This window comes from Marinobacter sp. M-5, assembly GCF_032911545.1.
GTDB lineage: Bacteria > Pseudomonadota > Gammaproteobacteria > Pseudomonadales > Oleiphilaceae > Marinobacter > Marinobacter goseongensis.
Window position 1 is genome coordinate 16,600 of the sequence record NZ_JAWJEK010000002.1, and the last position, 25,556, is coordinate 42,155.

General features: G+C 61.1%; 23 protein-coding genes. 17 read left to right on the forward strand and 6 right to left on the reverse strand.

From position 1 onward, the window contains the following. Nucleotides 1-27: 27 nt before the first annotated feature. Entirely contained in the window at nucleotides 28-612 is a 585-nt protein-coding gene (locus R0125_RS09445) for a tetratricopeptide repeat protein (protein ID WP_317237989.1), read from the reverse strand. Continuing rightward, on the reverse strand, nucleotides 609-2,936 hold the full coding sequence (gene mrcB / locus R0125_RS09450) for a penicillin-binding protein 1B (RefSeq protein WP_317237990.1): 2,328 nt from the start codon (nucleotides 2,934-2,936) through the stop codon (nucleotides 609-611). Before mrcB ends, R0125_RS09445 begins: the two co-directional genes overlap by 4 nt. Before the next feature lie 71 nt (nucleotides 2,937-3,007). On the opposite strand from mrcB, the gene R0125_RS09455 reads away from it, so the two are divergent. From R0125_RS09455 to R0125_RS09465, 3 genes are all read left to right on the forward strand, one after another. Then, nucleotides 3,008-4,636 carry an AAA family ATPase gene (locus R0125_RS09455; RefSeq protein ID WP_410797598.1) on the forward strand — a complete coding sequence of 543 codons (1,629 nt, stop codon included), beginning with the start codon at nucleotides 3,008-3,010 and terminating at the stop codon, nucleotides 4,634-4,636. 81 nt (nucleotides 4,637-4,717) lie between these two features. Further along, nucleotides 4,718-5,074, forward strand: coding sequence for a pentapeptide repeat-containing protein (locus R0125_RS09460; protein ID WP_317237992.1), 357 nt, complete (start codon nucleotides 4,718-4,720; stop codon nucleotides 5,072-5,074). Next, entirely contained in the window at nucleotides 5,071-5,430 is a 360-nt protein-coding gene (locus R0125_RS09465; protein ID WP_317237993.1) for a Rieske (2Fe-2S) protein, read from the forward strand. The genes R0125_RS09460 and R0125_RS09465 overlap by 4 nt, the downstream gene beginning before the upstream one ends. On the opposite strand, the gene sfsA is transcribed toward R0125_RS09465, so the two are convergent. Continuing rightward, nucleotides 5,414-6,142, reverse strand: a complete 729-nt coding sequence (sfsA, locus tag R0125_RS09470; protein WP_317237994.1) for a DNA/RNA nuclease SfsA — start codon at nucleotides 6,140-6,142, stop codon at nucleotides 5,414-5,416. The two genes, R0125_RS09465 and sfsA, sit on opposite strands and share 17 nt — an antisense overlap. Nucleotides 6,143-6,317: 175 nt before the next feature. Between sfsA and dksA the strand changes: the two genes are divergently transcribed. The 10 genes from dksA to pgi all read left to right on the forward strand — a co-directional run bounded on the left by dksA (nucleotide 6,318) and on the right by pgi (nucleotide 18,362). Continuing rightward, entirely contained in the window at nucleotides 6,318-6,758 is a 441-nt protein-coding gene (gene dksA, locus R0125_RS09475; RefSeq protein ID WP_248185440.1) for an RNA polymerase-binding protein DksA, read from the forward strand. Nucleotides 6,759-6,808: 50 nt separating this feature from the next. After that, on the forward strand, nucleotides 6,809-7,681 hold the full coding sequence (gluQRS, locus tag R0125_RS09480; RefSeq protein ID WP_317237995.1) for a tRNA glutamyl-Q(34) synthetase GluQRS: 873 nt from the start codon (nucleotides 6,809-6,811) through the stop codon (nucleotides 7,679-7,681). Nucleotides 7,682-7,730: 49 nt separating this feature from the next. Further along, nucleotides 7,731-7,907: a hypothetical protein gene (locus R0125_RS09485; RefSeq protein WP_012139305.1), complete on the forward strand. Its 177-nt coding sequence runs from the start codon at nucleotides 7,731-7,733 to the stop codon at nucleotides 7,905-7,907. Beyond that, on the forward strand, nucleotides 7,897-10,860 hold the full coding sequence (locus R0125_RS09490; RefSeq protein WP_248185442.1) for an ATP-binding protein: 2,964 nt from the start codon (nucleotides 7,897-7,899) through the stop codon (nucleotides 10,858-10,860). Before R0125_RS09485 ends, R0125_RS09490 begins: the two co-directional genes overlap by 11 nt. A 6-nt stretch (nucleotides 10,861-10,866) precedes the next feature. After that, complete coding sequence (locus tag R0125_RS09495) at nucleotides 10,867-12,273, forward strand: sigma-54 dependent transcriptional regulator (protein WP_317237996.1); 1,407 nt, start codon at nucleotides 10,867-10,869, stop codon at nucleotides 12,271-12,273. 750 nt (nucleotides 12,274-13,023) lie between these two features. After that, the gene (gene pcnB, locus R0125_RS09500) at nucleotides 13,024-14,403 is read left to right on the forward strand and encodes a polynucleotide adenylyltransferase PcnB (RefSeq protein ID WP_317237997.1); all 1,380 of its coding nucleotides are present in this window, start codon (nucleotides 13,024-13,026) and stop codon (nucleotides 14,401-14,403) included. A gap of 8 nt (nucleotides 14,404-14,411) precedes the next feature. Next, on the forward strand, nucleotides 14,412-14,921 hold the full coding sequence (gene folK, locus R0125_RS09505; protein ID WP_248185356.1) for a 2-amino-4-hydroxy-6-hydroxymethyldihydropteridine diphosphokinase: 510 nt from the start codon (nucleotides 14,412-14,414) through the stop codon (nucleotides 14,919-14,921). 116 nt (nucleotides 14,922-15,037) lie between these two features. Then, a complete protein-coding gene (gene panB, locus R0125_RS09510) occupies nucleotides 15,038-15,832 on the forward strand; it encodes a 3-methyl-2-oxobutanoate hydroxymethyltransferase (RefSeq protein ID WP_248185357.1) in 795 nt (264 codons plus the stop codon). Next, nucleotides 15,829-16,677, forward strand: a complete 849-nt coding sequence (panC, locus tag R0125_RS09515; protein WP_248185358.1) for a pantoate--beta-alanine ligase — start codon at nucleotides 15,829-15,831, stop codon at nucleotides 16,675-16,677. The genes panB and panC overlap by 4 nt, the downstream gene beginning before the upstream one ends. Nucleotides 16,678-16,703: 26 nt before the next feature. Further along, nucleotides 16,704-18,362 (forward strand): glucose-6-phosphate isomerase, encoded by a 1,659-nt coding sequence (pgi, locus tag R0125_RS09520; RefSeq protein WP_248185359.1) that lies wholly within the window; start codon nucleotides 16,704-16,706, stop codon nucleotides 18,360-18,362. On the opposite strand, the gene folK (R0125_RS09525) is transcribed toward pgi, so the two are convergent. Beyond that, on the reverse strand, nucleotides 18,348-18,869 hold the full coding sequence (gene folK, locus R0125_RS09525) for a 2-amino-4-hydroxy-6-hydroxymethyldihydropteridine diphosphokinase (RefSeq protein WP_317237998.1): 522 nt from the start codon (nucleotides 18,867-18,869) through the stop codon (nucleotides 18,348-18,350). The genes pgi and folK (R0125_RS09525) overlap by 15 nt on opposite strands. Continuing rightward, entirely contained in the window at nucleotides 18,869-19,225 is a 357-nt protein-coding gene (gene folB, locus R0125_RS09530) for a dihydroneopterin aldolase (RefSeq protein ID WP_317237999.1), read from the reverse strand. The genes folK (R0125_RS09525) and folB overlap by 1 nt, the downstream gene beginning before the upstream one ends. A gap of 171 nt (nucleotides 19,226-19,396) precedes the next feature. On the opposite strand from folB, the gene plsY reads away from it, so the two are divergent. Beyond that, a complete protein-coding gene (gene plsY, locus R0125_RS09535; protein ID WP_282448508.1) occupies nucleotides 19,397-19,981 on the forward strand; it encodes a glycerol-3-phosphate 1-O-acyltransferase PlsY in 585 nt (194 codons plus the stop codon). A 9-nt stretch (nucleotides 19,982-19,990) separates the two neighbouring features. Here the strand turns inward: plsY and tsaD are convergent, their stop codons facing one another. After that, nucleotides 19,991-21,052, reverse strand: coding sequence for a tRNA (adenosine(37)-N6)-threonylcarbamoyltransferase complex transferase subunit TsaD (gene tsaD / locus R0125_RS09540; protein ID WP_317238000.1), 1,062 nt, complete (start codon nucleotides 21,050-21,052; stop codon nucleotides 19,991-19,993). A gap of 273 nt (nucleotides 21,053-21,325) precedes the next feature. On the opposite strand from tsaD, the gene rpsU reads away from it, so the two are divergent. From rpsU to rpoD, 3 genes are all read left to right on the forward strand, one after another. Next, a complete protein-coding gene (gene rpsU / locus R0125_RS09545) occupies nucleotides 21,326-21,541 on the forward strand; it encodes a 30S ribosomal protein S21 (protein WP_072794797.1) in 216 nt (71 codons plus the stop codon). Nucleotides 21,542-21,697: 156 nt separating this feature from the next. After that, complete coding sequence (gene dnaG / locus R0125_RS09550) at nucleotides 21,698-23,434, forward strand: DNA primase (RefSeq protein WP_317238001.1); 1,737 nt, start codon at nucleotides 21,698-21,700, stop codon at nucleotides 23,432-23,434. A gap of 172 nt (nucleotides 23,435-23,606) precedes the next feature. Further along, nucleotides 23,607-25,451, forward strand: a complete 1,845-nt coding sequence (gene rpoD, locus R0125_RS09555) for an RNA polymerase sigma factor RpoD (RefSeq protein WP_248185365.1) — start codon at nucleotides 23,607-23,609, stop codon at nucleotides 25,449-25,451. The last annotated feature ends 105 nt before the right edge of the window (nucleotides 25,452-25,556 follow it).

The window sequence follows — 25,556 nt, forward strand, 5'->3', positions numbered from 1 at the left end:
TGTGTCTGCTGAACGGAAAACACATCACTACAGTGCGTTAGCCCGTTGCTCGGCCTGATTGGCACCCGCCACGTTCCCGCGCTCGCGCCGAATATCCGCCAGCAACATCCAGCCAGACCGCTGCAACCTTGCATCGCTCCCGGCCAGTGACAACCCTTTGAGCGTGAATTGCTCCGCCGAGCCCAACTGTCCGGCGGCAACGTAGGCTTCGGAGAGTTTGAAATACACCTCCGCCGATCTCGGAGCGATGCGCTGAGCCCGCTCCAACTGCGCAATAGCGGCCGGCGCATTGCCTTGAGCCAGGAGGCTGTCGGCTTGCTGGATGAGGCTCTTGGCCGCCGGTGACAGCTGGTCTCCGGCTTCCTGATAGCTCGGAGAACCGGTGCGGCGCTCCTGTTCGGGTTCTGCTGCCGATTCAGACGGCTGCTCACTCTTGCGCTCCGTGCGCGTGGGTGCCGCCTCCCGTTCGCTCCGCGGTGGTTCCGGCGCGTCTTCCACATCCCGTGACGAGCCACCGGCAGGCACGTAGATGGAGCCGCCGGGCGAGGCACAGCCGCCGATGATGAGTGCCAGTGCCAGCGCGCCGCTGTATTTCAGTGTTACTGCCTTCATTGGAAAAGTCCTTCAAACCAGCCGCGGATCCGCCGCTGCAGATTACCCGCACAGGTCACCTCCTGAGCGGGCTCACTGCCTGCCATAAACGGAACCAGGCGTGCATTGTCACAGTGCTCGTCAGTCAGAGCCTGTCGTTGCGCATTGACCCAGTGATACGTCACGCCGTCGGGCACCACCGGTGAAAATCCGTGTTGGGGCACCTGCTCCATGAACCGAGCCCACACCGGCAGCGCACCGGTTGAGCCTGTTAGTGTGGTAGGGCCGTTATCGTCCCGACCGATCCAGGTCACGGCCAGCAGATCGCCACTGAAGCCAGCAAACCAGGCATCTCGCCCGTCGTCCGTGGTGCCGGTTTTGCCGGCGAGTGACAGTTGCTGGGGCACGGAACGGTAAGCCGCTCGCCCGGTCCCCTCCTGCATGGTTTCCTGCATGGCGTATTGCACCAGGTGAACCGCTGCCGGATCCGCCACCTGGTCCACCTCCAGGCTGTAGCGCGACAGCGCCTCACCACTGGCATCGGTGACCTGGCGAATGGTTCGCAACGGGGTATTGAAACCGGATGTGGCCAGCCCCTGATAGATCTGCGCCACGGTGACCGGCGTCATCGACACCGAGCCCAGCAGCATGGAAGGATACCGGGAAATCGGACTGGTCACACCAAACGCCTGCAGGGTTTCCTGCACGGCATCCACGCCCACATCGAGACCGACCCTCACCGCCGGCAGATTATAGGACCGGGACAGTGCCTGATGCAGCGGCACTTCGCCCCGCTCCTTTTTGTCGAAGTTTTTCGGCTCCCAGCGCCGGTCGTCGTCAAACACCAGGGCAAACCCCTTGTCCTCCACCGGAGAAATCAGCGTGTAGCGCTCTGGATCCTGCAGTGCAGTCAGGTAGATAAAAGGTTTGATCAGCGAGCCGATCGGCCGGCGCGCATCCAGCGCCCGGTTGAAACCGGCAAACTGGGGGTCTCGACCGCCCACCAGCGCCAGCACCTCGCCACTGTCACGCGCGGTTACCACCATGGCGGACTCGAGCGTGGTGTCCCGGGAGCCGGAATCCATCCGCGACAGCGTGTCAGTGACTGCAAACTCCGCCGCGTACTGAATCCCCGGATGGAGAGTAGTGAAGATCCGCAACCCCTCGCTCCGCAGGTCCTCCTCCTTGTAGTCCCGTGACAGATGGCGGCGGACCAGATCGATATAGGCAGGATAGCGGTTCTCGGAGTATGAGGGCCGCTCACTGACACCCAGCGGCCGGGCACGGGCCTTACTGGCTTCGGCGGCGCTGACGATGCCGTCGTCGGCCATCACGTCGATGACCAGGTTACGACGGGCCAGGGCACGCTCCGGATGCCGGCGCGGATTGTAGTAACTGGGCCCCTTCACCATGGCCACCAGTAGCGCCACCTGGTGCAGACCAAGGTCGCGGATCGATTCGCCGAAGTAGAACTGACTTGCCAGGCCAAAACCGTGAATGCTGCGGGTGCCGGCCTGACCGAGATACACCTCGTTGAGGTAGGTTTCGAGGATGTCGTCCTTCTCGTAGTGCAGCTCCAGCAACACCGACATCAACGCTTCGTTGCCTTTGCGGATCAGGGTCTGCTCACGGGTCAGGAAAAAATTCTTCACCAGCTGCTGGGTCAGTGTGCTGCCGCCCTGCACCACCCGGCCCGCCTGCAGGTTGACCAGCATTGCACGGCCAATGGACAGCGGTGCCACACCGTAATGCTCGTAGAATCCGCGGTCCTCAATGGTCAGCAACGCGTCGGTCAGCAGGTCCGGCACATCCTCCAACTGAACCAGTACCCGATCCTCCTTGTGAGCCGGGTAGATGCCGCCGATCTGGGCGGGCTCAAGACGCACGATCGGCGCGTTATCACCCTCCAGCACTCGAAACTCCTGAACCCGGTCGCTGTAGATGGTCAGTGCCAGCCGGCGCCGGGGCTCCAGCCCATCGGCGAACAGAAAACCGCGGGAACTGATCAGAAAACGACCGCCACTGCGACTGTAGGTGCCCGGTCTGACGCCATCGCCCTTGCGGAAGCCGGACAGCTCCAGCTCTCTCTGCAGACTGCCGGAGCTGACACTGGCGCCGTCATACAGTTCAAGCGGGCGGGCATAAACCCGCGACGGTACCTCAAAGCGACGCCCCTCAAAGCGTGAGGTCACTACCGCATCGAGATACACCATCCAGCCGGCAAGCAGGACCAGACCGATCAGCGAGACGCGCCAGAACAGACGCCAGAACCAGGGTCGCCGGGCGGAACGGCCTTTACCGGTTTTTTTCTTGACGGACTTTTTGGGGGGAGATGTTTTTTTCATGGCGCGAGTATAACGAAAGCGGCACGGCTGGAGGCAGGTCATCTGTGTGTTATTTCTGTAATCTGCCCGTTATGATAGGCGCAAGAAAAATCAACAAGTTCAGGGAATGCGAGGAGAGAGCAGTGAGCGACACCGATACCCACAACCTGATTCTGGCGTTACAGAATCCGGCGCTGTACGACCACCCGGTCACCGACTTTCAGGTTCTTGAGACCCACATCTCTCAGGTGATCCTCACCGGCGACTACGCCTATAAGATCAAGAAGCCCATGGATTTCGGGTTTCTCGATTTCTCCACCCTGGCTCGCCGCAAGCATTTCTGCGAGGAGGAACTGCGTCTGAACTCCCGCCTAGCCGCGGACCTGTATCTGGATGTGGTGCCAATCACCGGCACCGCCGACGAGCCGATAATCGGTGGCGAAGGTGAGCCGTTTGAATACGCCATCCGCATGCGCCAGTTCGACCAGAGCGAGCTGTTCGACGTACGCCAGGAGAACGGGTCCCTCAGCGCCGATCTGCTCGCCAGCCTGGCCAGACAGGCGGCGGGTTTTCATGACACACTGTCGCCGGTGGCCGATGACAAACCACTGGGCACTCCTGAGGCCGTGTTTGCCGCCATGCAGGAGAACTTTGACCAGATTCGCCCGCTGCTGGACAATCAGGAATTGCTGTCTCAGCTGGACAACCTCGAGGCCTGGACCCGCACCACCTTCGAACGCCAGCAGGATCTCATCGCCCAGCGCCGCCAGCAGGGCTTCGTGCGTGAGTGCCACGGCGACCTCCACCTGGCCAACATCACGGTGTTCGAGGGCAAAGTCACGGTGTTCGATTGCATCGAATTCAACGAGCCGTTCCGCTGGATCGATGTAATCAACGATCTCGCATTTCTGTTGATGGACCTCGAGTCACGCCGCGAACCGTTGCTGGCCAACCTGGTCCTCAACACCTACCTGGAGCATCGCGGGGATTTCGACGCGCTGCCGTTGCTGCCATTGTACAAGGCCTACCGCGCCATGGTGCGCGCCAAGATTGCGTTATTCACCCTCGGCAACCCATCACTGTCCGACGCCGAAAGAGCCGGCCTGCTGCAGCGATATCAGGACTACGCCCAACTGGCGGAGAGCTACAGCGCCATCCCGAACCCTTACCTGCTGGCGACCACGGGCTTGTCCGCCAGCGGTAAAACCTGCGTCAGCGCCGCCATGTCTGCGGAACTGGGGCTGATTCGTCTGCGTTCGGACGTTGAACGCAAGCGGCTGTTCGGCTTGGGACCGCTGGACCAAAGCAAATCCCCCACCGGCGCCAACCTGTACACTGAGGAAGCCACCCGGGAAACCTATCAACGCCTTGCCACCGTGGCCGCGGATCTGCTGCATGCAGGCCTTCCGGTAATTGTGGATGCCGCCTCCCTCAAGCAGCGGGAACGGGCGCTGCTGGCCGAGGTGGCCGAGAACCAGGGCCTGCCCTTCGCCCTGATTCACTGCGAAGCACCCGAGCACCTGCGCCGGGAATGGATCCGCAACCGCTCCGGAGACGCCTCAGAAGCCACCGAAGCGTTGCTGGATGAACAGCAGGGCTGGTTCGAGCCGCTGACCACGGAAGAGAAAACCCACACCATTCACCTGCATACTGACCAGGAACACGTAGCGGAGGCGGTAGCCGACCGGATCCGTCAGCACTTCGGGCTGCCGTCGGCCTGAATCGTCTACACTGTTAGCACCCGGCCCGTGGGTCGGGTGCTCGTTAGCGGATACCGGCACAAGCCAGCAGAGGTCAGCACCATGGACACAGACGCAGTACGCCAGATCAACGACCCACTCTACGACAAGCTCAGAAGTGAAAACATGGAGGCGTTTAACACCGCCAAGGCGACCCAGCCGGCGCTGCCAAGCTTCGCCCATGGCGATTTCCGCGGTCTCGACCTGCGCGGGATGGACGCCCACGGCATGGACCTGAGACATGCCTATTTCCGGGGAGCCGACCTGCGCGGCATTGATTTCAGCCAGTGCGAAATGGAAGGCGCCAGCATCGCCGGAGCCAAGATTTCCGGCTGCTTCTTCCCCCGTGCACTGCACGCGGACGAAATCGTGATGTCCCTGAACCACGGCACCCGCATGCGCTACACCACCGGCAAATGACCGATCAACGGCACTGGACACACATCGGGCGGGCGGAAGACCTGAACACCGGTGCCATCGAGTTCGCGCTGACAGCGGACACGGCCGGTACTGCGCCGCAGAGGGGCTTTGCACTTCGTCATGACGGCGAGATGAGGGCCTATGTCAATCAGTGCCCCCACCTGGGCATTGAGCTGAACTGGATGCCGGGGCGCTTCATGGACTCTGACGGCTGCTTCATCCAGTGCGCAACCCACGGCGCCCTGTTTCTGCCGAAGAGCGGCGAGTGCATTGCCGGGCCCTGCCAGGGGGACGCGCTGACGCCGCTGGAGGTGGTGGAACGGCCCGACGGCATTTACATCAGGCCTCCAGAATAACCGGCACCGGGCCCACGAGAGACAGACCGCCGGAGGGTCCGCCCGCATCACCCAGCTCTGCACGGTAAGCGAGCACTTCCACACCGGCTGCCGCCGCTTCCCTGAGCAACGCCCCATAGGCCGCGTCGATGTGATCCGCCGGCCGCACCGACGTGATACCGCTGTGATTCACCACAAACAGCAGCACACCGCGTTCGCCCACCGCCACCTGGGCCATCAGCTCACGCAGATGTTTTTGTCCACGGGTGGTCACTGCATCGGGGAAAAACCCTGCGCCGGCCTCACACAGGGTGACATTTTTCACCTCCACCCAGGCGTCGGCAAGAGACGGATGCTCTGACAGATGCAGATCAATCCGGCTTCTCTCGGAGCCGTAACGCACCTCCGTGCGAACCTTGCCATATCCGTCCAGTTCCGCGACCGCACCTGCCTCAATGCCATGGCGTGCCTGGGCATTGGGTCGGCCGGTGTTGATGCATGCCAGTTCGCCCGGCGCAGTTTCCACCAGTTCCCAGGTGTAACGGAGCTTGCGCTTGGGATTATCGCTTTCACTCAGCCAGACCCGCGCATCCGCGGGTTGGCAACCCAGCATGGAACCGGTGTTCGGACAGTGAGCAATTACCTCGCTGCCGTCCGGCAGCCGCACATCGGCCAGAAACCGCTTGTAGCGCCGGATCAGCCGGCCTTCAATCAATGGCAGGGGGAACTTCATGGTGGTCTCCGTGTGAAAGTCTGATCACAAGGCTGGCACCCCTGTGACTTATCTGCTATTTTCCGCAAATTCCTGTTTCAGGACGAATGCTTTATCCAGGGTCAAACCGCGCAGCGAAGGCTGGTGCGGAGGGAAGCAAAGCGTTCTTGTGAAGTACAATCAAGAGGCCGGGTCAATGGCAAACACTGCACAACAGCCACGCGAACGTTTTACCAACTTCACCCCCTACGAAATGAAGAAGGGTGAAGAGTATATGAGTGCTGACATGCTGGAGCACTTCAAGAATCTGCTGCTGCAATGGAAGCAGGAGTTGATGGAAGAAGTCGACCGCACCATGCACCATATGCAGGAAGATGCCGCAAATTACGCGGATCCCAGCGACCGTGCAACCCAGGAAGAGGAATTCAGCCTGGAGCTGCGCACCCGCGACCGCGAGCGCAAACTGATCAAGAAAATCGACAAGACCATTGATCGCATCGACAAGGACGATTACGGCTTTTGCGACCAGTGCGGTGTGGAAATCGGCATCCGCCGTCTCGAGGCGCGCCCGACGGCCACCTTGTGCATCGACTGTAAAACCCTGGCGGAAATCCGCGAACGCCAGACCGGCATCTGAGCCGTTTACCCTTGCCCGCCGGCCCCTCCCGGGCCGGCTGATTGTTTACCATGGCTGAACAAACCTACCGCGGGCGGTTTGCCCCGTCCCCGACCGGGCCGCTGCACTTTGGCTCACTGGTGACCGCCCTGGCCAGCTTTATGGAGGCCAGAACCCATCAGGGCCAATGGCTGGTGCGCATCGAAGACCTTGATCCGCTGCGAGAAAGCACGCACGCCACCGACCAGATCCTTCACAGTCTGACCTGCCACGGCCTGATCCCGGACGAACCGGTTCGCTTCCAGTCCCGGCGCCACAACGCTTACCAGACAATCATCGATACCCTGCTGCAACGCGGCACTGCCTATCGCTGCGCGTGTTCCCGCAAGCAATTGCTGGCGCATCAGGGCCGACATCCCGAGCGCTGTCGCAATGGCAACAGCGTGCCCGGCGATCGTCCGTTCGCCGTTCGCTTTGCGTTGCATGATGAAACAAGCGACTGGCATGACGAGTTGCTGGGCGAACAGACCCAAACCGTGCGGGCCGAGCTCGATGACCCGGTCATTCTGCGCAAGGAGGGCTTCTACGCCTATCAGCTGGCCGTAGTGGCTGATGATATTGATCAGGGTATCACCGACGTGGTGCGGGGCTCTGACCTGCTGGACATGACCGCCCAGCAGCAGCAGATCTACCGCGCTCTGGGTGCCGCGCCGCCGCGCTGGCTGCACATTCCGGTGATCCTCAACGAGCAGGGCCAGAAGCTCAGCAAACAGAACCATGCACCGGCACTGGATGGCACCCAGCCCTCCCGCAACCTGATGACGGCACTTCAGGCGCTCGGACAGCAACCGCCAGTAGCCCTTGAGCGATCCGGCACCAACGACATTCTTGACTGGGCAGTCCGACACTGGCGGCGGGGCGCAATCCCCCTGACATCCCTGTAAGCTACATGGTATAAAGCCTGTCACAAACTCAGCGCGGATCGCATGCCTGATGTATATCTATCGCCTGGTCTTCCTGTTGGTTCTGGCCATCTATATTTTCTCGCCGAATATTCTCGACTGGTGGACCTCTCCCGGAAACGCCTGGTACACCCCCTACATCATCTGGGCCGGCCTGATTGCCATCGGCTTCTGGCTGGAATGGCGGCGAGACCCCAATGAGTTTTAGCGCCCCCGGCCTGATGCTGGCCAGCCTGTTATATCTGATCCTGCTGTTCGGCGTTGCCTGGATTACCGAGCGCGACCTGTTGCCCCGACACTGGGTCAGACACCCGCTGGTCTACACCCTCAGCCTCGGCGTGTACGCTGGCATTTGGGCGGTGTACGCGGCGGTGGGCGTGGCGGCTGAGTCCGGCTTTGGCTTCCTGGCCTATTATCTGGGCATCAGCGGCGCCTTCCTGCTGGCGCCGGTGTTGCTGAACCCGATAATGCGCATCGGCCGCGCTTACCAGTTGGCCTCGCTGGCCGACCTGTTCGCCTATCGCTACCGCAGCCAATGGGCAGGCACGCTGGTAACCATCTGCTCAGGCGCCGCCATTCTGTCGCTTTTAAGCATGCAGATTCAGGCGGTGTCGACCTCCGCCAGCCTGCTGGCACCTGATACCTCCCCCGACGTGATCAGCGTGATGTTCAGCATCACCGTGGTGCTGTTTGCCATGCTGTTCGGTACCCGCCGTAATCAGGGCTCCGAGAGCCATCAGGGACTGGTGCTGGCCATTGCCTTTGATTCACTGGTCAAGCTGGTGGCCCTGCTGGTGATGGGTGGCGTGATCCTGTTCGGCGTATTTGGCGGCATGGGCGGGCTGGAAACCTGGCTCAACACCCAGAATTCACCAGCCCGCCCGATGACCATGACCATCGACGATGGCAGCTGGCGCGCACTGATGCTGATGGCGTTCGCCGGCGCCCTGGTACTGCCCCACATGTACCACATGACGTTCAGTGAAAATCCGTCGCCGAAAGCCCTGGCCAAAGCCAGCTGGGGCCTGCCCCTGTATCTGTTGCTGCTGGGGCTGCCGGTACCGCTGATCCTCTGGGGCGGACAGGAACTGGCAGCCACCACTGGCCCCAATTTCTACGCCATCGGTGTTGCCCAGGCGCTGGAAAGCCCGGCCCTGACGCTGCTGATGTACATTGCCGGCCTGTCTGCCGCCAGCGGGCTAATGATTGTCAGCACCCTCGCGCTGGCAGGCATGGTTCTGAACCACATTGTGCTGCCCCTGAAGACACCGCGAGACCATGGCGACATCTACCACTGGCTGCGCTGGATCAAACGCCTGCTGATTGCCGTCATTATTTTTGCGGCGCTGTTGTTCCACGAGACCATTGGCACCAATCTTGACCTGTCCATCCTCGGAGCCATTTCACTGTCAGGCACCCTCCAGCTGTTACCGGGTGCCCTCGGCGTCATCTACTGGCCGGAAGGTAACCGGCGCGGGTTGATCGCAGGACTCATCTCCGGCCTGGCGATCTGGATCGTCACCCTGGTGCTGCCGTTCTCCCACACCGCTAACCTGCTGGAGTGGCTGGGCGCGCCACTGGTGCCCGACTACAGCAACTGGCACATCTTCACCTTCATCAGCCTGACGGTGAATGTTACCGTTTTCACACTGGTCTCAGTGCTCAGCGGCAGCACCGCCGAGGAAGCCAGCGCGGCCCAGGCCTGCTCTTTGGGCGCCCTGTCCCGCCCCCATCGGCGTGAACTGGTGGCCACGTCCTCTGCCGACTTTATCCGCCAGCTTGCGGACCCACTGGGGCTGGGTGTGGCCAAACGCGAGGTAGAGCGCGCCCTCGGCCAGCTCAAATTGCCCAATGTGGAATATCGGCCCTACCAGTTGCGCCGGCTGCGGGACCAGGTGGAGGTCAACCTCTCTGGTCTGCTCGGCCCTGCCGTGGCGCGGGACCTGGTCAAGCGCCATCTGGGCTACAAAGCCATGGCCAGTGGCGGCATGGCCCAGGACATCCGCTATGTGGAACGTGCCCTTGGCGACTACCAGAATCAGTTGACCGGCCTTGCCGGCGAGCTGGACAATCTGCGCCGCCACTATCGCCAGACTCTGCAGAACCTGCCAATCCCGGCCTGTTCCATGGGCGATGACGGCGAGATTCTGATGTGGAACCACGCCATCGAGCAGCTCACCGGCATCACCGCCGACGACGTGGTGGGCGCGCGCCTGCAGGCCCTGCCCGAACACTGGCACCTGCTGCTGGACGACTTCAACAGTGGCGAGGATCTGCACCGATACAAACACCGGCTCGACCTGAACGGCAAACCGCACTGGCTGAACCTGCACAAGGCCGCCTTGAGTGGTCCCGATCATCCGGAAGGCGGCAGCATCATTCTGGTGGAAGACCAGACCGAGACACGACTACTGGAAGACGAACTGATGCACAGCGAACGCCTGGCATCGGTGGGCCGCCTGGCGGCCGGCGTGGCCCACGAAATCGGCAACCCGGTCACGGGCATCTCGTCCCTCGCGCAGAATCTGAAGCTGGAAACCGATGACCCCGACATTCTCTCGACGGCGGAGCAGATTCAGCAGCAAACCCGACGCATCTCGACCATCCTGCAATCGCTGATGAACTTTGCCCGCACCGGCAATCACTCCCAGGCCAACCGTTACGAACCGGTGCTGATCCGCCGCTGTGTCGATGAGTCAATCAACCTGCTGTCCCTGAGTGACCGTGGCCTGGGCATCCACTACGTTAACGACTGCCCGGACAACCTGATGGTGCTGGGTGACGAGCAGCGGCTGGTGCAGGTATTCGTCAACCTGCTGGCCAATGCCCGTGACGCGTCACCCGAGGGCGGCAGCATCCGGGTCAGTGGAAACCGCGATGGCTACTCCGCTATTATCGAGGTCACCGATGAGGGGTCCGGCATTCCGGAAGATCAGCTGGACCACATCTTTGAGCCGTTTTACACCACCAAGGCACCCAATAAGGGCACAGGCCTTGGTCTGTCACTGGTGTACAGTATTGTCGAAGAGCATTACGGCAACATACACGTAGGCAGCCCGGCGGATCCGGAATCCGGTCTGGGCACCTGCGTGCGCCTGAAATTGCCGGCCTACGAACCGGACTCCGGTAACGCCGCCATCAGCCTGAACGAAAGGTCGTAATACCCTATGCCTCGCATTCTGATCGTGGAAGATGAAGAGATAATCCGCTCCGCCGTGCGCAAACTGCTGCAGCACGCCGGCTACGACGTTGCGGACGCCGGCTCTGTGGAAGAAGCAGAACAACAGCATGAGCCCGATGAATTTGACCTGATCATTTCGGATCTGCGGCTGCCCGGCGCCCCGGGAACCGAACTGATCAACCGGGCGCCGAACACCCCGGTGCTGATCATGACCAGCTACGCCAGCCTGCGCTCCGCCGTTGATTCCATGAAAATGGGTGCCGTGGAGTACATCGCCAAGCCGTTTGATCATGATGAGATGCTGGCCGCCGTGGAGAACATCCTCGCCCGCAAACAACAGACCGAAGTCGACCCGGAAACCGGGCCCACGCCCGCCACCGCGGACAAGGCCAGCAGCGATCCGGCCAGCATCATGTTCGGCCAATGCGACGCCATGCAGAAAGTTTTCACGCTGATCCGCAAGGTGGCCCCCACGGAGACCACAGTGCTGATCCAGGGCGAATCCGGTACCGGTAAAGAACTGGCCGCCCGCGCACTTCATCTGATGAGCCCGCGGGCGCTGAAACCGCTGATCTCGGTAAACTGCGCGGCCATCCCGGAAAGCCTGATTGAATCGGAGCTGTTCGGTCACGAGAAGGGGTCGTTCACCGGTGCGGTGTCGGCCCGCACCGGACTGATCGAGGCCGCGGATGGTGGCAGCCTGTTTCTGGATGAAATCGGTGAGCTGCCACCGGAAGCCCAGGCACGGCTATTGCGCGTGCTGCAGGAGGGGGAGATCCGCAAGGTGGGCTCAACCCAGAGCCGCCAGGTCAACGTCCGGATGATTGCCGCTACCCACCGCAACCTGAAAGCCATGACCCGCACCGGCGAGTTCCGCGAAGACCTGTATTACCGGCTGAACGTTATGCAGGTGCGCATCCCACCTTTGCGGGAACGCCACGGCGACATTCTTGGTTTGGCCCAGCGCTTCCTCACGCGCCAGGGTGAGAAAATGAGCAAGCCACACCTGAACCTCAGCCCGGAAGCCATGCGTGCCCTGGAACGGCACCGCTGGCCCGGTAACGTCCGTGAACTGGAGAACGCCATCGAACGCGCCACCATTTTGTGTGACACCGACCTGATCACCCCGTCGCTGCTGGATCTGGAGTACGAGGGCGGTGACGAATACATTCCGCAAACGCTGGTGGAAGGCAACAACGAACAGGTTCGGGCGCGGGAACCGGAATCCTCCAACGACCTTTCGCTGGAAGATTACTTCCAGCACTTTGTTCTGGAAAACCAGGACAAGATGAGCGAAACCGAACTGGCCCAGAAGCTTGGTATCAGCCGGAAGTCCCTTTGGGAACGTCGCCAGCGGCTCGGCATCCCCCGCAAGAAAGCCTCGGGGAACTGACCATACGGCCGCCGCCGGCTCGATGCGCACCGGCCACCGAACCCAAAGTATGAACCCCCGCTCAGTTGTTACCCCCTGTTCCGTAAGGTAACACTCCCGAGCCTCAAAATGAGATCGGGGTAACACTTCAGACCTATACGGGGTAACACTTATGGATCACTTTTTCTTAACTAGCTGTAAACAAAGGGATTCATAAAACTGGCACATGCCCTGCAACCTATTTGGCGCACAACAACAAAAACAAGAGTGACAACGCAGCGTCAAAACAAAAACAAGAAGCTGCAGGAAAACGTTCAGCAACAAAAACAAGAACAGAACGTGAGCGAACTGAGTGTTTTGGGTACTGTGCTTTTTAGGGGTCCCTTGGCACGAGCGAGTTGTAGATGTGGAGAAGAATCGTCTTCCAGGCGACGCTGCATGTACCCGTAACTTGCCCGATGCTTCTGACCGCTCTGTGTATTCAAAGCCTTCCGTTTGCACTACTGACATCTCCAAGTTTGGGGAGACGCAGTGGGGTACAAAAACGAAGAAAAATCCCGGCAAAAACAAAAACAATGCAGATCGTCAACGCTTTCAGGGCGGGTTCGTGAAAACGAATCCGCCTTTTGATTATCTGGGGTACGGAACAATGCGTTATACCACCCTGCCCTCTGAATGCCACCGTTTTTCCCATCCATTCTGTTGCAAACGTGTGCAAATCCCGCCCAAACCGTTAAACTCTCGTTTTTGCTCATGCACTAACGGAATTCAATGCCTAAATCAATCTCTTCTCTCTTCGAGCAGTCGGTCGTAAAACTCCGCGCTCTTGTGCCCGGCAACGGAAAGCAAAAGCAGCGCCCTTATACACGGCGGGAAATCCCCCGGGACCAGCACACGGTATCGCGCACGGCCATCAGCGAGCCGGCCAAGAAAGTGCTGCACCGACTGAACAAGTCCGGCTTTGACGCCTACCTGGTCGGTGGCGGGGTACGGGATATTCTGCTGGGTGGCCAGCCGAAAGACTTTGATATCGCCACCAACGCCACGCCGGAAGAGGTTCATGACCTGTTCCGCAATTCGCGTCTGATTGGCCGCCGCTTCCGCATCGTGCACGTGGTGTTCGGGCGCGAGGTCATCGAAGTCACCACCTTCCGCGGCAATGCCATTGAAGCGGACGACGACACCGAAGACGACGATCGTCGCACCAGCGAGCACGGCCTGTTGCTGCGGGACAACGTTTACGGTTCTCTGGAGGAGGACGCCCTGCGTCGCGACTTCACGGTAAACGCGCTCTATTACTGCATTCGCGATTTTACAGTGATCGACTTCGCGGACGGCATCGAAGACCTCAAGAACCGCCAGATCCGTCTGATCGGCGACCCCGAGACCCGATACCGTGAAGATCCGGTGCGCATGTTGCGGGCGGTGCGCTTTGCGGCCAAGCTCGGCTTCGACATCGAGGAAGACACCGAGGAGCCCATCCAGGAACTCGCGCCGCTGCTGACTCACATTCCACCTGCACGCCTGTTTGACGAGGTTCTGAAGCTGTTCTCGGCGGGTTACGGCGAGGCGACCTACGATCTGCTGCGCGAATACAACCTACTGGCTCCGCTGTTTCCGGAGACAGTCCGTGCCCTGAATGCCGGCGAGCCCGACGAACTGATTCGCCAGGCCCTGCGCAACACCGACGCCCGCATCGCTCAGGGCAAATCCGTCACCCCCTACTTCCTGTTTGCAGCCATGCTGTGGCCGGCGCTGCAATCCGAGTGGCGGCGTCGCCAGGACAACGGCGATCCGGTGCAGCCGGCTCTGCACGGCGCGATTGCCAAGGTGATCGGGCGCCAGGTGCAGGCCACCTCCATCCCGAAGCGGTTCTCCGGACCCATGAAGGAGATCTGGGAGCTGCAGATGCGCCTGCCCCGGCGCCAGGGAAAACGCGCTTTCCTGACCATGTCGCACCCGCGCTTCCGCGCGGCTTACGACTTCCTGCTGGTGCGGGAATCGGCAGGCGAAATCGAGCCGGGCCTGGGCCAATGGTGGACGGACTTCCAGGCCAACGACGAGCGCGGCCAGGAGCGCATGCTCAGCGAGCTCAGCACAGACGCCCCCAAAAAACGCCGGCGCAAACGCAAGCCCGCCACCGGGAGTTGACGGTACCGATGACCGACGTCTTTATCGGTCTGGGCAGTAACCTGGCAGACCCGACGGCGCAACTTGCCCGCGCCATTGGCGAACTGGCGGGCCTGCCACGGACATCGCTGATCGCGCAATCGGCGTTCTACTGCAGCCGCCCTGTCGGCCCCCAGGATCAGCCCGACTTTGTCAACGGCGCAGCGTGGCTGCGCACGGAGCTCAGCGCGCTTGACTTACTGGACCACCTGCAACAGATCGAGCTTCAGCACGGACGCGAGCGTAAACAGCACTGGGGGCCCAGAACCCTGGACCTGGATCTGCTGTTGTTCGGCACAGACACCATTCACAACGATCGCCTCACGGTTCCCCACCGAGAACTGCCGAACCGGGATTTCGTGCTCCAACCCCTGCTCGATCTGAACGCCGATCTCATGCTGCCGGACGGGCGCACCGTTGCTGCCCTCCGGCAACAATGCCCGGACAACCACCTGCGGTTACTGCCGCCGCTTCCGCGGGCGCATCAGCCGCCCTGTTGAATGTCCGGCTTCATGCTACTATTGCCTCAGCGACACCCACCGGATTACCCTTAACGTCTGAACGCCGGCAGACCCCGGCACAGTCTTGGCCCATCCACCCACAAGGCAAGGATTCTATGGCTGTAACCATCAATACCCTGCGGGAATACAAGCAGAAGGGCACAGCGTTTGCGGCCCTGACCTCCTATGACGCTACCTTCGCACAGATTGTCAGCGAGGCCGGTGTTGACGTCATCCTGATTGGCGATTCCCTCGGCATGGTTCTGCAGGGGCACGACAGCACCTTGCCGGTCACCATGGACCAGATGGTCTACCACGTCAGCGCTGTGGCCAAGGGTAACCGTGGCGCACTGATCATGGCCGACATGCCATTCATGAGTTACGGCACCACCGAGGCAGCCCTCGAAAATGCCGCCGACCTGATGCGGGCGGGCGCGCACATGGTGAAGCTTGAGGGTACTGCCTGGATGACCGACACCATTGCCGCCCTGAGCGAGCGCGGTGTGCCGGTATGTGCCCACCTTGGCCTGACCCCCCAGTTCGTCAATAAGTTCGGGGGCTACAAGGTGCAGGGGCGCGACGAAAAAGCCGCCGAGATGATGATCGAACACGCCTGCGAGCTGGAAGCGGCCGGAGCGGACATCATCCTTCTGGAGTGCGTACCCGCGCCATTGGCCGCACGCATCACCCAGGCGGTGAAAGCACCGGTGATCGGTATTGGAGCCGGCGCGGATACCGATGGCCAGGTTCTGGTACTGCATGACATGCTGGGGGTAACGACCGGGCGCAAGCCGCGCTTCGTCAAAAACTTCCTGGCGGAATCCGAGTCCATCCAGGGCGCCATCACCGCCTACGTAGACGCGGTTCGCAACCGCTCATTCCCCGCCGAGGAGCACACGTTCAAAGCATGAGAACCGTCAACTCCCTGAAAGAACTGCGCACCATGCTTCGCGGCTATCGCCGCGAGGGCAAAACCATCGGCCTGGTACCCACCATGGGCAACCTGCACGAGGGCCATGTCTCGTTGGTCCGCAAAGCCAGCGAGGCGGCGGACGTGGTGGTCACCAGCATTTTCGTCAACCCGATGCAGTTTGGTGCCAGCGAAGATCTCGACACCTACCCCCGCACCCTGGAGGAAGATCAACGCCAGCTCGAAGCCGCAGGCAACACTCTGGTGTTCGCCCCGGGTGTGGAGGAAATCTACCCCCAGGGCCTGGTGAAGCAGACCAAAGTGGTGGTACCGGAAGTCAGCGACGGCCACTGTGGTGCCAGTCGGCCTGGACACTTCGAGGGTGTGGCCACGGTGGTTACCATGCTGCTCAACATGGTGCAGCCTGACATTGCCGTTTTCGGTGAGAAAGATTTCCAGCAGCTCGCCGTCATACGCAAGCTGGTGCGGGACCTGATGATCCCGGTCGAAGTGATTGGCGCCCCGACCATTCGCGAAGAGGACGGCCTCGCCAAAAGCTCCCGCAACGGCTACCTGAGTGAGTCCGAACGCGCCACCGCACCGACGGTTTATCGCACCCTTCAGGAAAGCGCCCGCAAGCTTGGCGAGGGCCGTACCGACTTCAACGCCATTGAGCGTGAAGCCAACGAGACGCTCACCGCCGCTGGCCTGCGCCCTGATTACTTCAACATCGTCAATAGCGAAACTCTGAAACCGGCGGCGGCCGGCGACAGCGAACTTACCCTGCTGGTAGCCGCGTTTCTCGGCACCACGCGACTGATCGATAATCTGTCAGTGACACGCTGACCGCACCAGACTGAAAGGACTCCCGCATGACCCCGGCCCCTACTTCTCCCGCCTCAAGCCCCGCGTGGCGAACTCTGGCCGAACTGCAGCAGGGGCTGACGTCGCTGCACATGCGGGAGTTGTTTCAACGGGATCCGCAGCGAGCACAGCGCTACTTTGCGGAGGGTGCCGGGCTGGCGCTGGACTTCTCCAAAAACCGCCTCACCGACGAGGTACTGCATGCGCTGGTGGACCTGGCCCGGAGCTGTGACCTCGCCGAGCGCACGGAGGCCCTGTTCCGCGGTGAACACGTCAACGTGACCGAAAACCGCCCAGCGCTGCACACCGCCCTGAGAAACACCGGCGGCGACCCGGTTGAAGTTGATGGCCAGAACGTTATGCCCGAAATCGAAGCCACCCTGGCGCGAATGGACGCCTTCACCGAAGAAGTGCTCAGCGGCCAGCGCAGCGGGTTTACCGGCAAGCCGTTCAGCGATGTGGTGAGCATTGGCATCGGCGGCTCTTATCTCGGGCCGAAACTGGCCATCGAGGCGCTTCGCCCCTACCACACCGGCCAGCTCAGACCTCACTTCGTAGCCAACATTGACGGCACCGACATTGCCGAGGTGCTCGCCCGGATCAATCCGGAGACCACCCTGTTTCTGGTGCAATCCAAATCCTTCCGCACCCAGGAAACCCTGGAGAACAGCCGCGTCGCACGGGACTGGTTTCTCGCCAACGGCGGTACCGAGGATGCTGTCCCCCTGCATTTCGCGGCCGTCAGTGCCAACCCGGCCGATGCGGCACAGTTCGGCATTACGCCTGACAACGTCTTTCCCATGTGGGACTGGGTTGGCGGTCGCTACTCGCTTTGGTCGGCGATTGGCCTGCCCATTGCGCTGGTTGTGGGCATGGACCATTTCCGTGCCTTGCTGGCAGGCGCCCACGCCATGGACAAGCACTTCCGGCATACACCGCTGGAGCAGAACCTGCCCGTTCTGATGGCCATGCTCGGCGTCTGGTACAGCAATTTCTGGGGCGCGGAAACCCACGCCATTCTGCCCTACGACCACTATCTGGAAAGCCTGCCGGCGCATCTCCAGCAGCTGGACATGGAGAGCAATGGCAAGTGTGTGAACCAGACCGGAAAGGATGTTGATTACCAAACCGGACCGGTGATCTGGGGCGGCGTGGGCGCCAATGGACAGCACGCGTACCATCAGCTGCTGCATCAGGGCACCCGACTGATTCCCGCCGACTTCATTATCCCGCTGCAGAGTCAAAACCCGGTGGGCGAGCACCACGCGGCTCTGTTCGCCAATTGCCTGAGCCAATCCCGCGCCCTGATGGCAGGCAAAACCGAAGCCGAAGCACGGAAAGAGCTCGCCGGCGAAGGACTGTCAGCCGAGGCCGCCCGCCTGCTGGCGCCCCATAAAGTGATCGCCGGAAACAAGCCGAGCAACACCCTGTTGATGGACCGGCTGACGCCACACACGCTGGGGGCACTGGTCGCGCTCTATGAGCACCGCACGTTTGTGCAGGGGGTGATCTGGGATGTGGATTCGTTTGATCAGTGGGGCGTGGAGCTCGGCAAGCAGATGGGCCAGGGCATTCTCGAGCGGATTCTCGGTAATCAGCCTGACGCCAGCAGCACCGACGCCTCCACCGAACACCTTATCCGTCGCTTCCGGTCACTGCGATCGTGAAATAAGCCTGCCCTGCCAGGTGAAATCCACCGGCCAGAGCCTCTGGTTACTGCGGTAATCTTGCCACAATTGGCGATAGGACTGACCACATCGCGGATGCAGGGCGTCAGGCGCCACCTCGGCCAGGGGCCAGAGCACGAAGGCGTTCCTGAGAATTTCTGAGCGGGGCAGTTCTACGCCGTCCACTTCACCAACCGCGTTATCGTACGTCAGAATGTCCAGATCCAGCGTACGCGCGCTGAATTTAGGCACATTCCGGCGACGGCCGTTGTCTGCCTCCAGCTGCTTGAACCGCCGCGACAACTCGCCAACACTCCAGTGAGTGTCCACACCCACCACCAGGTTGTAGAACGGAGAGCCGTCAAAACCCACCGCCTCGCTCTCGTACACCGGGGAAATGATCAGCTCACCAAACCACTCGGCGAGCGCATCGAGAGCTGACGTAATATAGAGCTCCCGATTTATGTTACTGCCAATACTGATGTATACCCTGGCCCTGGCCGCCATCACACCTGCCCCCGTTCGATACACACACCTACCGCCCTGGCAGCCGGAACGGCGCCGGGCTTTCGCAGGGTCAGCTTCAGCCAGCGCACCCCGAATTCGTCGCGGATCATTTGGGCCAGCCCTTCTGCGGCGGTTTCCAGCAGGGCCGGCTGAGCCTGGCGCAGCCACTGCGCCACACGCTCGCTGACCGCGCCGTAATCGAGCGCGTCGGAGACGTCATCAGAGGCCCCCGGCAACCGGTTGTCCCAGGCCATGTCCAGATCCACCAACAGGGTCTGAGTCACCTCCCGCTCCCAGTCGTACACGCCGATCACCGCTTCCACGGCCAGGCCCTCGATCAGAACGCTGTCTGTCACCGGCTCATCTCTCCCGGGTTACACTCTTTGCTGATTGAATAACGAACAGGCTAGAGATACTGTGGTCCCTTTACTACGGCTCATTGAGCCAGCCATCGCCAACGGGCCGGCATTTTCGCACACATTGCCCGGGCGCGTCTTTGCCCGCAACCCAGACTGACCGTGATTCCCATGAGCGATCCATTACTGACCGTACTGTTGTGTGCCCTGGCCTATACCGCCGGGTCCATACTGTTTGCTCTGGAAATCTGCAAGCTCTGGAAACTGCCAGACCCGCGGGCGCTGGGCTCCGGCAACCCGGGGGCCACCAATGTCTACCGCAACGGAGGCTGGCTGCCGGCCGCACTGACGCTGGTTCTTGATGCGGCCAAAGGGTTTGTCCCGGTGTGGCTGGCCCACGCCGCAGGGCTTTCAATTCTTGCCCAGGCCATGGTGGCGCTATGCGCAGTAACCGGCCACATGGTGCCGCTCTTCTACCGCTTCAAAGGCGGCAAGGGGGTGGCCACCGCGCTCGGTTCCGGGCTGGCGCTGGCACCGCTGACCACACTGCTACTGGCTGCCATCTGGAGCCTGGTGATGTGGCGATGGCGCATCTCGGCACTGGCGTCCATCATTGCCATCGTCAGCGGCCCCGTAATCAGCGCGTTGATCGAACCAGACACCCTGCCGCTGTTCGGACTGCTGGCCATCCTGATTGTGGTGCGCCATCGCAACAATCTGATACGCCTGGCCCAGGGGCGTGAAACCCGCCTCTGAACCCATGCCTTACACCCAATCCGCCAACCCGTTATCGCACGCCCGGGACAGCGGTGGCAGGGTATTCATCGGCCACCGCGGCACCGCAACAATACGATCGCCGTCCTGTTGGCCGGCCATCAGCCGCTGGCAACCGGCGTACGCGATCATCGCGCCGTTGTCGGTGCAGAACTCCGGGCGGGCATAAAACACCCCGGCCCCGAGCTTCGCAGTCATCTTTTCCAGCCCCGCCCGCAGCCGCGTGTTGGCACTGACACCACCGGCAATCACCAACCGTTTGCAGCCGGTCTGCTCCAGTGCCCGGCCGCATTTAATGGTCAGGGTATCCACCACGGCGGCCTCGAACGCCAGTGCGATGTCGGCCCGGGTCTGCTGATCCAACGTGCCGCTTTCCTGTGCCGCCGTGACCGTGTTCAGCGTAAAGGTTTTCAACCCGCTGAAACTGAAATCCAGCCCGGGGCGGTCGGTCATCGGACGCGGAAACCGGTATCGACCCGCCGTTCCCTGCTCAGCCAGCGCGGCCACCCTGGGTCCGCCCGGGTAGTCCAGCCCCAACATCTTGGCGGTTTTGTCGAAGGCTTCACCGGCGGCGTCGTCCACCGATTCACCGAGCAATTCGTATTCTCCGATGCCGTCCACCCGCACCAACTGGGTATGGCCACCGGACACCAGCAACGCCACAAACGGAAAGGCCGGCGGTGCAGGCTCCAGCATCGGTGCCAGCAAGTGGCCCTCCATGTGATGAACACCCAGCACCGGGATTCCCAGGGCAAAGCCCAGCGCGTGGGCAACCGAGCCGCCCACCATCAGCGCCCCGACCAGGCCGGGGCCGGCGGTGTAGGCAATGCCGTCGATGTCGGCACGAGTGCGGCCGGCCTCCGCCAACACCTGATCGCACAGAGGCAGCAGCTTGCGCACGTGGTCGCGGGAGGCCAATTCCGGCACTACACCGCCGTAATCCGCGTGCATGTCGATCTGGCTGAACAGGGCGTGGGCCATCAGCCCCTGCGCACTGTCATACAGCGCAACACCGGTTTCGTCGCAGGAGGTTTCAATTCCGAGAATCAGCATAGTTAAGGTCGCAACGATGGTATTAATAGGTTCGGGACGCCATTTTAACAGAAAGCCGAAACCCATTAACCTGAAACCTGTTAACCTCTCGCTCTGGTGGTCTGCAGATTCACAGAACAAACATTGACCTTTCCCCCAAGCAGGCGCTATCATTGCCGCCCTTAAATATGCACTGGTCGAGTTTTAGCCAATCTGACCAGGTATCGAGTCGATTTGACGCACGAGTCGATCAGACAAAACAGAAACCGAATACATCAGGTAGGTGATTTTCGAATGCCAGCTGTTAAAGTGAAAGAGAATGAACCGTTTGACGTAGCACTGCGTCGCTTCAAGCGCTCCTGCGAAAAAGCAGGCGTACTGTCCGAAGTCCGTCGTCGTGAGCACTACGAGAAGCCGACTTCCGTACGTAAGCGCAAAGCAGCAGCTGCCGTTAAGCGTCATCTCAAGAAGCTTCAGCGGGAACAGCGCAAGTTCGAGCGTCTGTACTAAGTTTCAGCTGACGCCGCTTGACTGCAAACCATTGATCGCCTGTTCAAGCCACAGGCTGCACAGAGCGATTCCAAAATGCCGCCGAGGCCTGGCTTCGGCGGCATTTTTGGCTATTGGCGGCGCTAAGCCGGCACTTTCTGCGCAACCGGAGTCATCATGAGCGGACTGATCCCTCAACGCTTTGTTGAAGATCTGTTGGACCGGATCGATCTGGCGGAGCTGATCGGATCACGCATCACGCTGAAGAAAGCCGGGGCCAACTACAAGGCCTGCTGCCCGTTTCATGATGAGAAAACACCGTCTTTCAACGTTCGCCCAGACAAAGGCTTCTACCATTGCTTTGGCTGCGGCGCCCATGGCGACGCCATCAGTTTCGTTCGGGAGTTTGAAGGACTGGGGTTCACCGATGCGGTAGAGGAGCTGGCCCGGCGCGCCGGTCTGGAAGTGCCTTACGACCAGAGTGCGCGCCAGGAGATCCAGCAAGCCCGCACACTGACGGATGCGCTGGATTACGCCAGCCGCTTTTATCAGTCGTCGCTGCAGGGCGCCCAGGGCAAACTGGCGCGGGACTACCTCAAGCAACGGGGGCTGGACGACCACATCATTCAGCTGTACCAACTGGGCTTTGCCCCTGGTACCGGCACTGCGCTGTTTGATACCTGCAGCAAGGATTTGCAGGCGCCACTGATCGAGACCGGCACGGTTTCTGACAAGTATGGCCGACCGCGGGATCTGTTCCGCAACCGGGTGATGTTTCCCATCCGCAACAGCCGGGGCAAGACCATCGCCTTCGGCGGCCGCACACTCGGCGACGACAAGGCCAAGTACATCAACTCTCCGGAGTCTGATGTCTTTCACAAGAGCCGCGAGATATACGGCCTGTTCGAAGCCAAACAGGCCATCCGCCAGCTGGACAAGCTGCTGGTGGTAGAAGGCTATATGGACGTGATCGCGCTGGCTCAGCACGACATCCATTTTGCAGTGGCGACGCTGGGCACCGCAACCAATCAGGACAGCCTGACCGCCCTGCTGCGGCAGGTGCGGCACATCGTGTTCTGTTTTGACGGCGACCAGGCCGGGTACCGGGCCGCCGATCGCGCCATGGAAAACGCACTGGAACTGATGGCCGACGGCATGCACCTGCAATTCCTGATGCTGCCTGATGGCGAGGATCCTGACACGCTGGTGCGCAAGGAGGGGCCCGAGGCGTTCCGCAAGCGCATCGAGAGCGCCACGCCGCTGTCCCGCTATCTGTTTGATCGACAGAGTGAAGGGTTGGACCTGCAACTGCCGGAGCATCGGGGCGAGCTCAGGGCTCGGGTTGAGCCGATGCTGAACAAGATGCCTAAGAGCACCCTGCGGGATGCCATGTGGCACGAGATGCTGCGATTGTGCAGCGGACGGAACGACTGGCAGAACCGCCGCCCGCAGCCGGGCCAGCGACGCTTCGGCGACCGCCGGGACCGGGTTCAGGAAGACCGCATTGATGTGCGGCTCAGCAAGGACAGCACTCTGTGCCTGGCTCTGGTGGAGGCGCCGGACATGGCCAGCGACGTGGTTGAACTGGCGCGCCAGTCCAGGCATTTCCGGCTGGCCCGGGGCTTCGCCGAATGGATTCTGGACCGCGGCATCAGCGACCGGGGCACCCTGGTGCGCACACTGGCCACGGACCGACAGGCCCGGGACCGGTTCTACAACCTGTTTGACGGTATCGAACACATACCGGCGCGGGAAAGAACCCTCGCCGGCGCACGGGAGTTACTGAGCCCGAACCAGGAGGCCGCACGAAAACAGCGGCTAACCTCGCTGCTCGCCTCCAAGCGCAGTCTTGCGGATCTGAGTCCGGAAGAACGCCAGGAACTGAAAGCTCTGAGCGGGGGCACAGACGATTGAACGGCCTCTCAAGACCGCCGGTAAAAACCGGAAAGTACAGGGTTCGCCCCGTATTGCACTTGAAACTTGAAGCGTTGATCACCATCTAACCATCCGGTGGCAGAGCAACCGAGCGACAGCTATAATGGCTGCTTAACTTTTTTCCTTTTACCAGCGAGTCCACAGGGTGTCTATGTCAGGCAATTCGCAGAAATCACGTTTGAAAGACCTCATTGCAAGAGGCAAGGAACAAGGTTACCTGACTTACGCCGAGGTAAATGACCACCTCCCGGAGGACATTGCTGATCCGGATCAGGTGGAAGACATCATTCGCATGATCAACGACATGGGCATTCAGGTGTGCGAGGAAACACCCGACGCCGATACCCTGATCATGACCGAGGGCGACTCCACCGCTGACGAAGCCGCTGCCGCCGAAGCTGCTGCCGCTCTTGCCGCCGTTGAAACCGACGCTGGCCGCACCACTGACCCGGTCCGCATGTACATGCGGGAAATGGGTACCGTTGAACTGCTGACCCGCGAGGGCGAAATTGTCATCGCCAAACGCATCGAGGAAGGCATCCGTGATGTCATGGCCGCCGTTGCCCACTTCCCGGGCACCGCGGGCACGGTCTTGCAGGCCTACGAGCGCATCATCGAGAACGAAGGTCGCATCAGCGACATCGTGACCGGCTTTCTCGACCCGGACGACGCCGAGCCGTTCATGGGTGAAGAGACACCGGCGGACAGCAGCGTTGATTCCGACTCCTCCTCCGATGACGACGATGACGACAGCGAAGAAGAAACCGATAACGGCCCGGATCCTGAAGAGACCCGCCTGCGCTTCGAGCTGCTGAAAGAAAAGCTCGACGCCGCCCACAAGGCGCTGGAAAAGCACGGCCGCGGTGACAAGAAAACTCAGGCTGCCCTGAACGAACTGGGCCAGGTGTTCGCACCGTTCAAGCTGGCTAACAAAGCCTTTGAAGAACTGGTAAACGTGGTTCGCTCGACCAACGATCTGGTGCGCGAAAACGAGCGCGCGATCATGCAGATCTGCGTCAAGGAAAGCAAAATGCCGCGCAAGGACTTCATCAAGTCTTTCCCCGGCAACGAGACCAGCCACGACTGGGCCGAGAAAATCGGCAAGAGCAAGAAGCCCTACGCCGCCGCCGTGAGCGAGCGCATTGACGAAATCGTTCGCCTGCAGAAGCGGATTGCCAATATCCAGACCGAAGTGGATCTGGACGTGGCCGACATCAAGGAAATCAACCGCCGGGTGTCCATTGGGGAAGCCAAGGCCCGTCGCGCCAAGAAAGAAATGGTCGAGGCCAACCTGCGTCTGGTTATTTCCATTGCCAAGAAATACACCAATCGCGGCCTGCAGTTCCTGGACCTGATCCAGGAGGGCAACATCGGCCTGATGAAGGCGGTAGACAAGTTCGAATACCGCCGCGGCTACAAGTTCTCTACCTACGCCACCTGGTGGATTCGTCAGGCCATCACCCGCTCCATCGCGGATCAGGCCCGCACCATCCGTATTCCGGTGCACATGATTGAGACCATCAACAAGCTCAACCGCATCTCCCGCCAGATGCTGCAGGAGATGGGCCGCGAGCCCACACCGGAAGAGCTGGGTGAGCGCATGGAGATGCCGGAAGACAAGATCCGTAAGGTGCTGAAGATCGCCAAAGAGCCGATCTCCATGGAAACACCGATCGGTGACGATGAAGACAGCCACCTGGGCGATTTCATCGAAGACATCCAGGCCCTGTCTCCGGTGGATTCTGCCACCGCCGAGGGTCTGCGCGAAGCCACTCGCTCGGTACTCGCCGGCCTCACCGCCCGCGAATCGAAAGTCCTGCGCATGCGCTTTGGCATCGAGATGAACACCGACCACACTCTGGAAGAAGTCGGTAAACAGTTCGACGTCACCCGGGAGCGTATCCGTCAGATCGAAGCCAAGGCGCTACGCAAGCTGCGGCACCCTTCCCGCTCCGATCACCTGCGTGGCTTTATTGACGATCAGGGCAACGGATAAGAAGCACCACAACAGTAGCGGGCGCCACACCTCACCGGTATAATGTCGCCCGCTTTGCTGTTCCCGCCCGGGTTCAGCACCGCACTTCCTGAACAGCTTTCGCTG

Coding starts and splice junctions, on each gene's coding strand:
- R0125_RS09445 (WP_317237989.1), bottom strand. CDS start 612: ATGAAGGCAGTAACACTGAAATACAGCGGCGCGCTGGCACTGGCACTC.
- mrcB (WP_317237990.1), bottom strand. CDS start 2,936: ATGAAAAAAACATCTCCCCCCAAAAAGTCCGTCAAGAAAAAAACCGGT.
- R0125_RS09455 (WP_410797598.1), top strand. CDS start 3,008: ATGATAGGCGCAAGAAAAATCAACAAGTTCAGGGAATGCGAGGAGAGA.
- R0125_RS09460 (WP_317237992.1), top strand. CDS start 4,718: ATGGACACAGACGCAGTACGCCAGATCAACGACCCACTCTACGACAAG.
- R0125_RS09465 (WP_317237993.1), top strand. CDS start 5,071: ATGACCGATCAACGGCACTGGACACACATCGGGCGGGCGGAAGACCTG.
- sfsA (WP_317237994.1), bottom strand. CDS start 6,142: ATGAAGTTCCCCCTGCCATTGATTGAAGGCCGGCTGATCCGGCGCTAC.
- dksA (WP_248185440.1), top strand. CDS start 6,318: ATGGCAAACACTGCACAACAGCCACGCGAACGTTTTACCAACTTCACC.
- gluQRS (WP_317237995.1), top strand. CDS start 6,809: ATGGCTGAACAAACCTACCGCGGGCGGTTTGCCCCGTCCCCGACCGGG.
- R0125_RS09485 (WP_012139305.1), top strand. CDS start 7,731: ATGTATATCTATCGCCTGGTCTTCCTGTTGGTTCTGGCCATCTATATT.
- R0125_RS09490 (WP_248185442.1), top strand. CDS start 7,897: ATGAGTTTTAGCGCCCCCGGCCTGATGCTGGCCAGCCTGTTATATCTG.
- R0125_RS09495 (WP_317237996.1), top strand. CDS start 10,867: ATGCCTCGCATTCTGATCGTGGAAGATGAAGAGATAATCCGCTCCGCC.
- pcnB (WP_317237997.1), top strand. CDS start 13,024: ATGCCTAAATCAATCTCTTCTCTCTTCGAGCAGTCGGTCGTAAAACTC.
- folK (WP_248185356.1), top strand. CDS start 14,412: ATGACCGACGTCTTTATCGGTCTGGGCAGTAACCTGGCAGACCCGACG.
- panB (WP_248185357.1), top strand. CDS start 15,038: ATGGCTGTAACCATCAATACCCTGCGGGAATACAAGCAGAAGGGCACA.
- panC (WP_248185358.1), top strand. CDS start 15,829: ATGAGAACCGTCAACTCCCTGAAAGAACTGCGCACCATGCTTCGCGGC.
- pgi (WP_248185359.1), top strand. CDS start 16,704: ATGACCCCGGCCCCTACTTCTCCCGCCTCAAGCCCCGCGTGGCGAACT.
- folK (WP_317237998.1), bottom strand. CDS start 18,869: ATGGCGGCCAGGGCCAGGGTATACATCAGTATTGGCAGTAACATAAAT.
- plsY (WP_282448508.1), top strand. CDS start 19,397: ATGAGCGATCCATTACTGACCGTACTGTTGTGTGCCCTGGCCTATACC.
- tsaD (WP_317238000.1), bottom strand. CDS start 21,052: ATGCTGATTCTCGGAATTGAAACCTCCTGCGACGAAACCGGTGTTGCG.
- rpsU (WP_072794797.1), top strand. CDS start 21,326: ATGCCAGCTGTTAAAGTGAAAGAGAATGAACCGTTTGACGTAGCACTG.
- dnaG (WP_317238001.1), top strand. CDS start 21,698: ATGAGCGGACTGATCCCTCAACGCTTTGTTGAAGATCTGTTGGACCGG.
- rpoD (WP_248185365.1), top strand. CDS start 23,607: ATGTCAGGCAATTCGCAGAAATCACGTTTGAAAGACCTCATTGCAAGA.